The organism is Herbaspirillum sp. GW822-FHT03A08 (assembly GCF_058801885.1).
Genome location: NZ_JBXANR010000004.1, coordinates 481,560 through 495,178, shown reverse-complemented (window position 1 = coordinate 495,178; position 13,619 = coordinate 481,560). Strand labels below are relative to the sequence as shown.

11 protein-coding genes and 1 riboswitch are annotated in these 13,619 nt (G+C 59.8%); of the genes, 9 read left to right on the top strand and 2 right to left on the bottom strand.

The genetic code is table 11. The features are described from left to right. Positions 1–72 precede the first annotated feature (72 nt). A riboswitch (TPP riboswitch) is annotated at positions 73–177 on the top strand. Positions 178–261: 84 nt separating this feature from the next. The 8 genes from thiC (at position 262) to AC1RN6_RS15410 (ending at position 8,333) form a co-directional block, all read left to right on the top strand. Further along, on the top strand, positions 262–2,175 hold the full coding sequence (gene thiC / locus AC1RN6_RS15445; RefSeq protein ID WP_493006319.1) for a phosphomethylpyrimidine synthase ThiC: 1,914 nt from the start codon (positions 262–264) through the stop codon (positions 2,173–2,175). Between the two features lie 17 nt (positions 2,176–2,192). Next, the gene (gene thiS, locus AC1RN6_RS15440; protein ID WP_493006318.1) at positions 2,193–2,393 is read left to right on the top strand and encodes a sulfur carrier protein ThiS; all 201 of its coding nucleotides are present in this window, start codon (positions 2,193–2,195) and stop codon (positions 2,391–2,393) included. 18 nt (positions 2,394–2,411) lie between these two features. Then, positions 2,412–3,221 carry a thiazole synthase gene (locus AC1RN6_RS15435; protein ID WP_493006317.1) on the top strand — a complete coding sequence of 270 codons (810 nt, stop codon included), beginning with the start codon at positions 2,412–2,414 and terminating at the stop codon, positions 3,219–3,221. A 14-nt stretch (positions 3,222–3,235) separates the two neighbouring features. Next, complete coding sequence (thiD, locus tag AC1RN6_RS15430) at positions 3,236–4,066, top strand: bifunctional hydroxymethylpyrimidine kinase/phosphomethylpyrimidine kinase (RefSeq protein WP_493006316.1); 831 nt, start codon at positions 3,236–3,238, stop codon at positions 4,064–4,066. Beyond that, the gene (gene thiE / locus AC1RN6_RS15425) at positions 4,063–4,695 is read left to right on the top strand and encodes a thiamine phosphate synthase (protein ID WP_493006315.1); all 633 of its coding nucleotides are present in this window, start codon (positions 4,063–4,065) and stop codon (positions 4,693–4,695) included. Before thiD ends, thiE begins: the two co-directional genes overlap by 4 nt. A gap of 125 nt (positions 4,696–4,820) precedes the next feature. Continuing rightward, a complete protein-coding gene (locus AC1RN6_RS15420; RefSeq protein WP_493006313.1) occupies positions 4,821–5,771 on the top strand; it encodes a LysR family transcriptional regulator in 951 nt (316 codons plus the stop codon). A 118-nt stretch (positions 5,772–5,889) separates the two neighbouring features. Beyond that, positions 5,890–6,894 carry a 4-hydroxythreonine-4-phosphate dehydrogenase PdxA gene (locus AC1RN6_RS15415; protein ID WP_493006311.1) on the top strand — a complete coding sequence of 335 codons (1,005 nt, stop codon included), beginning with the start codon at positions 5,890–5,892 and terminating at the stop codon, positions 6,892–6,894. A 185-nt stretch (positions 6,895–7,079) separates the two neighbouring features. Then, positions 7,080–8,333, top strand: coding sequence for an MFS transporter (locus AC1RN6_RS15410; protein WP_493006455.1), 1,254 nt, complete (start codon positions 7,080–7,082; stop codon positions 8,331–8,333). Positions 8,334–8,441: 108 nt separating this feature from the next. Here the strand turns inward: AC1RN6_RS15410 and AC1RN6_RS15405 are convergent, their stop codons facing one another. Further along, positions 8,442–8,930: a Dps family protein gene (locus AC1RN6_RS15405; protein WP_493006310.1), complete on the bottom strand. Its 489-nt coding sequence runs from the start codon at positions 8,928–8,930 to the stop codon at positions 8,442–8,444. Between the two features lie 137 nt (positions 8,931–9,067). Then, the gene (locus AC1RN6_RS15400) at positions 9,068–10,312 is read right to left on the bottom strand and encodes an MFS transporter (protein ID WP_493006309.1); all 1,245 of its coding nucleotides are present in this window, start codon (positions 10,310–10,312) and stop codon (positions 9,068–9,070) included. Positions 10,313–10,499: 187 nt separating this feature from the next. Between AC1RN6_RS15400 and AC1RN6_RS15395 the strand changes: the two genes are divergently transcribed. Next, a complete protein-coding gene (locus AC1RN6_RS15395; RefSeq protein ID WP_493006308.1) occupies positions 10,500–12,797 on the top strand; it encodes a UvrD-helicase domain-containing protein in 2,298 nt (765 codons plus the stop codon). Positions 12,798–13,619: the final 822 nt, after the last annotated feature.

The window sequence follows — 13,619 nt, the reverse complement described above, 5'->3', positions numbered from 1 at the left end:
TGTGATGTCACGGGCCGGATTATGGGTGTAGAATCCGGCCCACGACGTTTGAAACTGAACGTAGTAAGAGAAACAAAATGCTAGGGGTCCTGAATGCCAACGTACGGCAAACGGGTGAGAAATACCCTTGAACCTGATCTGGGTAATGCCAGCGAAGGGAAGCGCCGGAACCACCGCATTGCATCGTCATCACGCAACAGGTCCCTTCCGAATCCTCCTTTGCTGGCTCCAAGCCAAGTAATTTCAAGCAAAGGAGCCAAAATGAACGCCAATCCGAAATTCCTCTCCGCTACCGCCACGGTAGACGAAGCGGCTGTCCAGCCTTTACCAAATTCCCGCAAGATCTACGTCTCCGGTTCGCGCCCTGACATCCGAGTGCCGATGCGAGAAATCAGCCAGTCCGACACGCCTGCCATGTTCGGCTCGGAAAAGAATCCGCCGATCTACGTCTACGACACCTCTGGTCCCTACACCGATCCGGACGTCAAGATCGACATCCGCAACGGCCTGTCGACGCCGCGCCTGCCGTGGATTCTGGAGCGCGACGACACCGACGAACTCGGTGGCCCGACTTCCGAATATGGCCAGCAGCGCCTGAACGACCCGGCGCTCGCCGAGCTGCGCTTCAACCTGCATCGCAAGCCGCGCCGCGCCAAAGCCGGCGGCAACGTCTCCCAGATGCACTACGCGCGCAAAGGCATCATCACGCCGGAGATGGAATTCATCGCCATCCGCGAAAACCTGCGCCGCCAGGAGTATCTGGAGCAACTGAAAGCCTCCGGTCCGATGGGCAACAAGCTGGCCGACCTGATGGGCCGCCAGCATCCGGGTCAATCTTTTGGCGCCTCGATCCCCGCGACGATCACGCCGGAATTCGTGCGCGACGAAGTCGCCCGCGGCCGCGCCATCATCCCCGCCAACATCAATCACCCGGAAGTCGAGCCGATGATCATCGGCCGCAACTTCCTGGTGAAGATCAACGCCAACATCGGCAACTCGGCCGTGACCTCGTCCATCGGCGAAGAAGTCGAAAAGATGACCTGGGCCATCCGCTGGGGCGGCGACAACGTCATGGACCTGTCGACCGGCAAGAACATCCACGAAACGCGTGAATGGATCATCCGCAATTCGCCGGTGCCGATCGGTACCGTGCCGATTTACCAGGCGCTGGAAAAGGTCAATGGCAAGGCTGAAGACCTGACCTGGGAAATCTTCCGCGACACGCTGATCGAGCAGGCCGAGCAGGGCGTCGACTACTTCACCATCCACGCCGGCGTGCGCCTGCAATACGTGCCGCTGACCGCCAAACGCATGACGGGCATCGTCTCGCGCGGCGGTTCCATCATGGCGAAATGGTGCCTGGCGCATCACAAGGAATCCTTCTTGTACGAGCATTTCGAAGATATCTGCGAAATCATGAAGGCCTATGACGTCAGCTTCAGCCTCGGCGACGGCTTGCGTCCGGGCTCGATCTACGACGCCAACGACGAAGCGCAACTGGGCGAACTGAAGACGCTGGGCGAGCTGACCAAGATCGCGTGGAAGCACGACGTGCAAGTCATGATCGAAGGTCCCGGCCACGTGCCGATGCACCTGATCAAGGAAAACATGGACCTGCAACTGGAGCAGTGCCACGAAGCGCCGTTCTACACGCTGGGCCCCTTGACCACCGACATCGCACCGGGCTACGACCACATCACTTCCGGCATCGGCGCTGCGCAGATCGGCTGGTACGGCACGGCGATGCTGTGCTACGTCACGCCGAAGGAACATTTGGGCCTGCCGAACAAGGTCGACGTCAAGGACGGCATCATCACCTACAAGATCGCCGCGCACGCGGCCGATCTGGCCAAGGGCCATCCGGGCGCGCAGATCCGCGACAACGCGCTGTCGAAGGCGCGCTTCGAATTCCGTTGGGAAGACCAGTTCAACATCGGTCTCGATCCGGACAAGGCGCGTGAATTCCATGACGAGACCCTGCCCAAGGATTCGGCCAAGGTGGCGCATTTCTGCTCGATGTGCGGTCCGCATTTCTGCTCGATGAAGATCACGCAGGAAGTGCGCGACTACGCCGCCAAGGAAGGCATCTCGGAAATCGCCGCCTTGAAGCAGGGGATGGAAGTGAAGTCGGTGGAGTTCGTGAAGATGGGCGCCGAGATTTATTCCAAGACCTGATTGCTGCGGTGAATGCGATGCAGATCGAATTGAATGGCAAGCCGCACGCCATCGCCGACGGGGTTGATCTGGCGCAGCTCATCGCTGCGCTGGAGCTGACCGGCAAGGCCGTGGCGGTAGCCGTGAACCGCCAAGTGGTGCCGTCGCAACTGTGGGCCGGACGCGTGCTGGCCGATGCGGATCGCGTCGACGTGGTTCGCGCCATCGGCGGCGGCTAAAACCTGAAAGGAATTGACATGAACATGAACGACGCTCCCGCGCTGACTGCAGACGCGGGACTGACGATCGCCGGCAAGACCTACGGCTCGCGCCTGCTGGTCGGCAGCGGCAAGTACAAGGATCTCAACGAAACCCGCGAAGCCACCGAGGCCAGCGGTGCCGATATCATCACCGTCGCGATTCGCCGCGTGAACATCGGCCAGGATCCGAACGCACCCAGCCTGCTCGACGTGGTGCCGCCTTCGCGTTACACCATCCTGCCGAATACGGCCGGCTGCTATAACGCTGAAGATGCGGTCTACACGCTGCAACTGGCGCGCGAATTGTTGAACGGCCATAAGCTGGTCAAGCTCGAAGTGCTGGGTGACGAGAAGACCTTGTTTCCGAACATGCCGGAAACCTTGAAGGCTGCCGAGACGCTGGTCAAGGACGGCTTCGACGTCATGGTGTATTGCAGCGACGATCCTATCCAGGCGCGCATGCTGGAAGACATTGGCGTGGTCGCGGTGATGCCGCTGGCGTCGCTGATCGGTTCCGGCATGGGCATTCTGAATCCATGGAACCTGTCGCTGATCATCGAGCAGTCGAAGATTCCGGTGCTGGTCGATGCCGGCGTCGGTACGGCTTCCGATGCGGCCATTGCGATGGAACTTGGCTGTGACGGCGTGCTGATGAATACCGCGATTGCCGGTGCGCGCGATCCGATTCGCATGGCGCGTGCGATGAAGCTGGCGGTGGAGGCGGGACGCGAAGCCTTCCTCGCCGGACGTGTTCCTAAACGTTTCGCTGCGTCGCCGTCGTCGCCGATGGCCGGCCGCGTCGTTTAAGCCGGTTGGGCCCGATGTCTTCCTATCGTTCATCACCGCCGTGCGTGCTGGTGTTCTCCGGCTCCGATCCGAGCGGCGGCGCCGGCATGCAGGCGGATATTCCTGCGATCAGCGCGCTCGGTTGCCATCCGCTGTCGGTGCCGACGGCGCTGACGGTGCAGGATAACGTCAGCGTGTTCGCCGTGCATCCGCTCGATGCGGAGCTGATACGCCATCAGGCGCAGGTGCTGATCGATCGCTTCGACATTCGGGCCGTCAAGCTCGGCATTGCCGGCAATCGCCGCAATGCCGAGACGATTGCGGATCTGATTTTGCAGTTGCGCGCGCGCCAGCCGGACTTGCCGGTGGTGTTCGATCCGGTGCTGGCCAACGGCAAGGGCGACCAGCTGTCGACCGATGATGCGGCGCCGGCAATCGAGTCGCTCTATGCGGTTGCCACCGTCATCACGCCCAATCTCAACGAAGCCAGCCGGCTGTGCGGCAGCGAGCATGCGCCGGAACAGCAGGCTGACATCCTCATGCAGCGCGGTTGCGCGCATGTGCTGCTCAAGGGCGGCCACGGCCCGCAGCATCAGGATGTAGTCAATCGCTGGTTCGGTCCTGAAGGCGCCTTTGCATCATGGAGCTGGCCGCGTTTGCAGGACGAATTCCACGGCAGCGGCTGCACCTTGGCGGCGGCTTTGTCGGCGATGCTGGCGCACGGTCTCGGCATGCGCGAGGCTATCGAATCCGCGCAGCAGTATTGCCAGCACGCGCTGGAGACTTCCTACGCGATTGCCCCCGGGCAGCGCATCCCCAATCGCGTGCCGCTGTATGAACGATCCTTTGCTGGAGAAAATAAATGAGTGAAGCCAAACAATGGTCCTTGCGCGGACTGTACATCGTGACGCCCGACTGGGACGACACCGAAAAACTGGTCAGCGCCACCGGGCAGGCCATCAAAGGCGGCGCGACGCTGGTGCAGTACCGCCACAAGACTGCTGATGCAGCGCTGCGCAAAGAGCAGGCGAGTGCGCTGCTGCAAGTCTGCCGCCGTCACAACACCCCATTCATCATCAACGACTATGTTGATCTCTGTATCGAACTCGATGCAGAAGGCATCCATGTCGGCGGCACTGATGCCTCAGTGGCGGAAGTGCGCGCACAGGTCGGCAAAGACAAGATCGTCGGCGCCTCGTGCTACGGCACGCTGCAACTGGCGCGCGACGCCTATGCAGCTGGCGCGACCTATGTTGCCTTCGGCGGTTTCTATCCATCGCGCGTGAAAAAATATGAATTCAAGACCGCACCGGAAATCGTGGCCGAGTCGAAGAAAGAAATCCCACTGCCGGTCGTTGTCATCGGCGGCATGACGCAAGAGAATTGCCTGCCGCTGATTGCGCAGGGCACCGACATGGTGGCGGCGATCAGCAGCGTCTACATGACGGATGATCCGGAAGTGTCCGCTCGCGCGTTCAGTCAACTGATTCGCTAGCAGCGGAGGCGCTTTATCAGCCCGGCGAATGGGGCAATAAAGCGATGGCCGGGCTGATGCGGAGAAAAGTGGTTAAATAGCTCTCCTCCGCGTCTTCATTCCTTCGCCAGCCAAAAGCCAAGCCCATGTCTTCTCTTCCTGATCTCTCCTCCGACCGCGTCCATTTTGACCTGACCACGTTGCGACTGTTCGAGGCAACGGCGGAACTGGGCGCCGTCACGAAGGCTGCCGAGCGTATTCATCTGGCGCCGGCCGCCGCCTCGCGCCGCATTCAGGAGTTTGAGGCGCAATTCGGCATTGCATTATTTGATCGTCTGCCGCACGGGATGGCGTTGACGGATGCAGGGCGCACTTTGCTCGCGCACGTGCGCAGCATGATCCATTCGGTGACACGCATGCAGGACGATGCCAATGCCTTCCGCCAGGGCAACATGGGCGTGGTGCGCGTCGCGGCATGTACTTCGGTGGTGCTGCAGTTTCTCGCCAAGGATATCCGGCACTGCAACGCACGCTATCCCGGTATCAAGATCGATCTGATCGAACTCAACAGTCAAGGCGTACTGGAGACTGTCACGCGCGGTGTCGCCGACATCGGCATCTATGAAAGCACGCTTGGCGGTTCCGACTTGCCCACCGCGCCCTATCGCGAAGACCGGCTGGTACTGGTGACGCCGCGCGCACATCCGCTTGCCGGATACGACAGCGTCACGCTGGACGATATCTTGCCGCACAACGTCATCGGCTTATCCGAAGGCGCGGCGATTTCTCTGATGTTAGGACGGCTGGCGAGTGAGACCAATCGCATGCTGCACATGCGCATCATGGTGCGCAGCTTTCACAGCATGGCGGCAATGATCGGTGAAGAAATCGGGATCGGCCTGATGCCGACCGCAGTCGCTGCATTGCTGGCCGGCGGCGAGCAGTTTCGCTCGGTTCCCATCAGCGGCGACTGGGCGACGCGCCGTTTTGTGCTTTGTCATCAACCGGATATCGCCATGTCCTCTTCTGCGAAGTCCTTGGTGGAGGCTCTTTCCAGCCCGGTTTCGCAAAACGCGAATCCTGATTCGCCGAAATAGCGATGGAAGCCCTGCGGGTAGCGCCTTTATAGTCTGTGCAACGTCTGCCATGCCGTTTGCTTGTCATTTCATTTGATCGGTCCGGCGGATCAAAAGACAAGACTACACAGGAGACGGCATGTCCGCTGCATCATCATCAGCCTCGCAATCATCCATCAAGAAACCTCGCATCGCCCTGACCATCGGCGATCCGGCCGGGATCGGTCCTGAACTCATCGTGCAACTGCTGGCCTTGCCTGCCATCGGCAAGCGCGCCGATATCACGCTGATCGGCAATCGTGCCGCCATCGAACGCGCCGCCAACGCCGTCAATGCACCGATTCCGCAGGCGTCCGACTGGCTGACGATTCAGGATTGGGATGGCGACGCGCGCGAATATGCGCCCAGCGTGGCGGGTGTCGATAACGGTCATTTCATTCTCGATTCGTTGAAGCTGGGTACCAGACTGGTGACTGACGGCAAGGCTGATGCGCTGTGTTTCGCGCCGCTGAACAAAGGCGCCATGCGCCTGGGCGGCATGCATGAAGAAGATGAAATGCGCTGGTTTGCCAAGCTGCTCAACTACGACGGTCCATGCGGTGAGTTGAACATTCTCAATGACCTGTGGACCGGTCGCGTGACTTCGCACATGCCTTTGAAAGACGTGTCGTCGGTGCTGAGCGCAGAAGGCGTGGCGCAAGCCATTGGCATGCTGACCGATGCCTTCCGCGCTGCGGGCAAGGCGGAGCCGCGCATCGGCGTGTGCGGCTTCAACCCGCACAACGGCGACAACGGCAACTACGGACGCGAAGAGATCGACGTGATTGAGCCGGGCATTGCCATGGCAGCGAAGAAAGGCTATCCATCGACCGGTCCGTTCCCCGCCGACACGATTTTCCTGCGCGCCAAAAACGGACAGCTCGACGGCATCGTCAGCATGTATCACGACCAGGGGCAGATCGCGACCAAGCTGCTCGGTTTCGACGTCGGCGTGACGGTGGAAGGCGGCTTGCCGATTCCGATTACGACACCAGCGCATGGCACTGCCTACGATATCGTCGGCAAAGGCATCGCCAAAATCACGGCGATGGAAAACGCCTTTGAACTTGCTTGCCGCATGGGAGAAAGCCGCCTGAAAAGCTGACCGTTGAAGGATGTCGCGCTTGGGCGCGGCCCTCGGGTTGTGCAATATCCAGATCATTACAATCATCACAACAATGAGCGCCAACAAGGCGCCACACCTTCCGTGAGGAGACTATGCAATCACTTTCCGCCGTAACAGCCGGCGCCGCCGGTCCAACCGGGCGCGCGACGCACGTTCAGAAATACATGCTCGCCATCTTTTGCGCGATGTCGTTCATCCTGTATCTGGATCGCGTCAATCTTGCCGCCGCCGCCGGCCCGATCAAGGATGAGCTCGGCCTGTCGAACACCACACTGGGTCTGGCGTTCTCCGCCTTCGGTTATACCTATGCGATCTTCCAGATCATCGGCGGCTGGTTCGCCGACCGGCTCGGCGCCAAGAAGACGCTGATCGTCTGCGGTTCGATCTGGGTGGTGGCGACGATTGCCACCGGCTTCATCAGCGGACTGGTGTCGCTGATTCTGGCACGGCTGCTGCTTGGGATCGGTGAGGGCGCGGCGTTGCCGGCGCAGGCACGCGCGATCGCCAATTGGTTTCAGCGCAAGGATCGCGGCTTTGTGCAAGGGATCACGCACTCGTTTTCGCGCTTGGGCAATGCCGTGGCGCCGCCGATTGTGGCGTTGCTGATCGTGCTGCACTCGTGGCGAGCGGCCTTCGTCATCGTCGGTGCATTGACAGCTTTGTGGATCATCGCGTGGGCGGTGTATTACAAAGACAATCCGCGCGAGCACAAGGCGATCAATGAAGCGGAACTGGCGCGCTTGCCGGAACACGTCAAGGTCACGGCAAACGGCGGCGATACGCCATGGAAGAAAATCTTGCGCCGCATGTCGCCGACCATCTTCGTCTACTTTTGCCAGGTCTGGACCAATACGCTGTTCTTCAGCTGGGTGCCGATCTTCTTCATGAACGCATACCATCTCGACATCAAGAAGTCGGCGATCTTTGCGTCCGGCGTGTTCTTCGCCGGCGTGGTGGGCGACGTCACGGGCGGCCTGATCAGCGACAAGGTATTGAAGAAAACCGGCAGTCTGCCGATGGCGCGTCAGGGTGTGATTGCGTTCAGTCTGCTGGGTACCTTGTGCTTCCTGGTGCCGGTGATGCTGAGCCATGACGTCAACGTGGTCGCATGGTGCTTGTCGGGCGCGTTCTTCATGCTCGAATTGACCATCGGACCGATCTGGGCCGTGCCGATGGACGTTGCGCCGGAATATACGGGTACCGCCAGCGGCATGCTCAATACCGGCGCGGCGCTGGCGACGATCATTTCACCGGTGGTGTTCGGCACAGTAATCGACCTGACCGGTAACTGGAATCTGCCGTTTGTCGGCTCAGCGGTGTTCCTGCTGATCGGTGCAGTGATGGCGCTGAAGATGCGTCCGGATCGCGACATCCACTTCTTCGAACATCTGCATGACGGGCGCAAGGTTCCGGCCTGACTGGAGTGAATGCGGAAGACAATGCGGATCAACGCGGAAATCCACGCAAAAACAAAAAAGCCGGCATGAAGCCGGCTTTTTTAATGCGACAGTGAGACGAGCTTTGCTTCAGCCTTCCAGCAAGCTGCGCAGCATCCACGCATTTTTTTCATGCAACTGCATGCGCTGTGTCAGCAAGTCGGCGGTCGGTTCATCGGCGGCTGCGTCAACTGCCGGGAACATCGAACGCGCAGTGCGGGTGACTGCTTCCTGGCCGGCCACCAACTGGCGGATCATTTCGTCGGCAGCAGGGACGCCGTCGGCTTCAGGGATGGACGACAGTTTGGCGAAATCCTTGTACGAACCAGGCGCCGGATAACCCAGTGCGCGGATACGTTCGGCGATCAGGTCGACAGCCAGCGCCAGTTCGTTGTACTGGCCTTCGAACATCAGGTGCAGCGTGTTGAACATCGGACCGGTGACGTTCCAGTGGAAATTGTGCGTCTTCAGGTAGAGCGTATAAGTATCGGCCAGAAGTTTGCTGAGGCCGTCTGCAATCTTCTTGCGATCCTTGTCATTGATGCCGATGTTGATCGCTGCCACGTTTTTCTTTGCCATTGTTTCGCTCCTTGGTGTGATGGAATGCAACATTGCGATTTTATGCCAAAACCGCAACCCCATGAATAAGACATAGGGATGATTGACACCATCACAAGGTATTAAATTCGATTATTGCTATCGCTTATTTCTATTGATTATTCTTTGGCTAGTTGTGCGCGACGATACAGCGACAGCGTCAAGGCCACCGCACACAGTGCGCCGATGGCGGCGAACAGGAAGACTTCTTCGTACCCGAACTGGCCGACGATCAGCCCCGCCAGCGGACCGGTAATACCCAGGGCCAGATCGAGGAACACCGAATATGCGCCCAGCGCCGCGCCGCGATTTGGCGCCGGCACCAGGCCGACCGCTTCCACGCCCAATGACGGGAACACCAATGCGAAGCCGAATCCGGCCAGTGCCGCACCGACCATGGCGACTTCCGCCGAACCGGCCAGCCACAGGATACTGAGGCCCACGGCTTCCACCGCAAAAGAGGCGATCGCGACCTTGAAGCCGCCGAAGCGGTTGATCGAATTGGCGAACAGCAGGCGCGAGCCGATGAAGAAGCCGCCGAACAGCGTCAGCGAGAACGCCGCGTTGGACCAATTATGGCTGGCGTAATACAGCGTGATGAAGGTGGCGATCGCACCGAAACCGACCGTGCCCAGCGCCAGACCGATACCGTAAGGCAGCACGCGATTTAGCACCAGGCGGAAGGCCAGGCGTTCGCCGCGCACCACCGGCACCGCAGGACGGCGACGCGCAATCAGGTAACCGATCAGCGGCAGCGCCAGCGCGAGGAATCCGATCGCCGAGAAACCTGCCACATGCAACACAGCCACGCCCAATGGAGCGCCGATGGCCAGTGCGCCGTAGGTGGCGATACCGTTCCACGAAATCATGCGCGCGGTATGGGTGGCGCCGATGCGGCCGATGCCCCAGATGATGGAGCCGGTGCCGGCCAGGCTCTCGCCGATGCCGAGGCAGAAGCGGCTGACCAGGATCATGGACAGGCTCAGCCAGGGCAATTCCGACGACCATGCGGCCAGCACGAGGAAGACGCCGCTGGCAACGCAGGCCAGCATGCCGCGCATGACGGTTTTCTTGGGGCCGATGGTGTCGACCATGCGTCCGGCTTGTGCGCGCGTGATGAAAGTGGACAGGTATTGCACGCTGATCGACAGGCCGGCAATGAAGGAGCTGTAGCCCAGATCCAGATGCACATAGCCCGGCAAGACCGCCAGCGGGATGCCTATGGTCATATAGGCAAGAAAAGTGAATAACACCGTCGACAGGATCTGGACGATGACTGCGGATTGCGCAGGGGTGCTGACAGGCGCGGCTTCAGTAGCGGCGGTGGCGGCAGCGGGAGTGGAACGTAGAGCTTCTTCGGACATGATAGGGAGTAAGAGAGGGCAACCGGCCTCAATGCCATGTTGCAGTGCAGAATTTTACTCCTGTTGCCGCAAACCTGCTGGCGGCGCGGGATTTGGTCCGGTCCGGCGGATTTTTAGATGGAAGAATCAGGCGAAGAATCCGGACCAATGGCGCGCTGAGGATGACGCACCCACGTATAATCGCGGGATGCAAAATCTTCTCCACAATCTCAACGCCGAGCAGCTCGCGGCCGTCACCCTTCCCGCACAATCCGCATTGATTCTGGCCGGCGCCGGATCAGGCAAGACGCGCGTACTGACGACCCGCATTGCATGGCTGATCCAGACCGGGCAGGTGTCTCCTTCAGGCATCCTTGCGGTGACCTTCACCAACAAGGCCGCCAAGGAAATGCTCACGCGCCTGTCGGCGATGATGCCGATCAATACGCGCGGTATGTGGATCGGCACCTTCCACGGCTTGTGTAATCGCCTGCTGCGCGCGCATCACCGTGACGCCGCCTTGCCGCAGACTTTCCAGATTCTCGATTCGCAGGATCAGCTGTCGGCCATCAAGCGCCTGCTCAAGCAGATGAATGTGGACGACGAGAAGTATCCGCCGCGCAATCTGATGTATTTCATCAACGGCGCCAAGGACCAGGGCTTGCGCGCCAAGGACGTCGAAGCGCATGACGACTACAACCGCAAGTTCGTCGAGCTTTACGACCTCTACGATCAGCAATGCCAGCGCGAGGGCGTGGTCGACTTTGCCGAGCTGCTGTTGCGCACGTACGAGCTGCTGTCGCGCAACCAGCCGCTGCGCGAACATTACCAGCGCCGTTTCCGCCACGTGCTGGTGGACGAGTTTCAGGATACCAACGACCTGCAATACAAATGGCTCAAGCTGATGTCGGGTCAGGGACAGGTCGACAGTGGCGCGGTGTTTGCAGTGGGCGACGACGACCAGAGCATTTACGCATTCCGCGGCGCCAATGTCGGCAACATGACGGCCTTCGAGCGCGAGTTCCGCGTGCAGAACCTGATCAAGCTGGAGCAAAACTACCGCTCGCACGGCCACATCCTCGACGCCGCCAACATCCTGATCGCCAACAACAGCAAGCGCCTCGGCAAGAATCTGCGCACCGACGCCGGACATGGCGAACAGGTGCGTATCTTCGAAGCCAGCAGCGACCTGCAGGAAGCGCAATGGATCATCGAGCAGGTCAAGAACCTCATCGCCGAAGGCTGGTCGCGCAGCGAGATCGCCCTGCTGTACCGCTCCAACGCACAGTCGCGCGTGCTGGAACACGCCTTGTTCTCGTCGGCGATTCCTTACCGCGTGTACGGCGGCCAGCGCTTCTTCGAGCGCGCTGAAATCAAGCATGCGATCGCGTATCTGCAGCTGATGGACAACCTGCACAACGATTCCGCTTTCCTGCGGGTGGTCAACTTCCCGACCCGCGGCATCGGCGCCAAGGCGCTGGAGCAATTGCAGGACGCCGCGCGCCAGTACAACTGCTCGCTGTATGCGGCAGTGCCCTATGTTGCCGGCAAGGCCGGTTCTTCGTTGAACGGTTTCATCAAGCTGATCGAAGGCGCGCGTTTTGAAACGCAAAATCTGCCCCTGCAAGAAATGGTGCAAGTGGTGCTCGACGCCAGCGGTCTGATCACGCATTACCAGAACGAAAAAGAAGGCGCCGACCGTATCGAAAACCTGGAGCAGCTCGTCAGCGCCGCCACCTTGTTCGTCTCGGAAGAAGGCTACGGCCTGGATGCGCCGGCCTTCCTCGGGCCGCAGGCGCAGGCCGTTGCGGGTACGTCCATTACGACCGCAGACGGCATTGAAATCATCGATGCCGATGCGTCGCTGACGACGATCATGTCGCCGCTGTCGGCTTTCCTCTCGCATGCTTCGCTGGAAGCCGGCGACAATCAGGCGCAGGCCGGGCAGGATGCTTTGCAACTGATGACGGTGCACTCGGCCAAGGGGCTGGAGTTTGATGCGGTATTCATCACCGGTCTGGAAGAGGGCCTGTTCCCGCACGAGAACAGCGCCAAGGAAGAAGGCGGCGTCGAAGAAGAGCGTCGTCTGATGTATGTCGCGATCACGCGCGCGCGCAAGCGTTTGTACATGAGCTTTTCGCAGACCCGCATGTTGCACGGCCAGACGCGCTACAACATGCGCTCACGTTTCTTTGATGAGCTGCCGGACGAGTCGATCAAGTGGCTGTCGCCGAAGATTCAGCAGCAACAGCATAGCTGGTTTGCACAGCCGAAATCGGCCTGGGATGCGGCGCCTGAGTCAGGCAACAACAAGATTGCGCAGAATTTTTCCCGGCCTGATTCGGGCTGGCGGATTGGGCAGAATGTGGCGCATGCCAAGTTTGGCGAGGGTGTGATTGTCAATATTGAAGGCGGCGGCGGTAGTACGCGGGCGCATATCAACTTCGGGAAGTTTGGGATGAAGTTGCTGGATTTGAGTGTGGCTAAGTTGGAGAAGCTTGGGTGAGGTTGGGTTTGTTTTGTTCCGACTCGTTGTTTGTTCGTAGCTGATTCTGTTCTTTCTTCGATCAACCTTTGCCGGGAGCGGCCCGGCAGCCGCTCACTTTCTTTGCTTCGCCAAAGAAAGTAAGCAAAGAAAGGCGACCGCGATTCGCAGCCCCTTCGGGGTCCCCGTTGCTGCCAAGCCTAAATCGGGAAGGGAAAACAACTCGCTGCGCTCAAACATTTTTCCCTTCTTTTTCCGATTTGTGCATGTCACCAACGGCAGCTCATAAGCGGAACGGCCAGACTGGCTCGCTGCGCCTCGCCAGGGGTGACTCGCCTTCGGCATCGTGCCACAAGTATCTGCCTGCTAAAAACTTCACTTTCTTTTTTTAACGCCGTCGTCCCAGCGAACGCTGGGACCCAGTGGCGTCAGTACATCACTCACCCTTCTTCACGACGCTGGGTTCCAACTTGCGTTGGAACGACGAAGCAAATGAGGCCGGAGATATTAAAGCCGCCACCGTTCCCTGGCGACGCGCAGCCAGTCTCGAAGTCCGCTTGAGAGTAGCCGGCGTCAGCAGGTGAAAATCGGATTAAGAAGGGAAAAATGTCTGAGCGAAGCGAGTTGTTTTCCCTTCCCGATTTTCGCCCGCTGGCGCCGGGAACCCCGAAGGGGCTACGACTTAGCCTTTGTTGGAGCAGTGCTCCAACTTTCTTTGGCTCACTTTTCTTGGCGAGACAAGAAAAGTGAGTAGCCGCCGGGCTACCCCCGGCAGGGTTGATCGAAGCAAGAAAAACTGAAGCTACCCAAGACGGGAAGTCGGAACAAAACGAAGCATTAAGA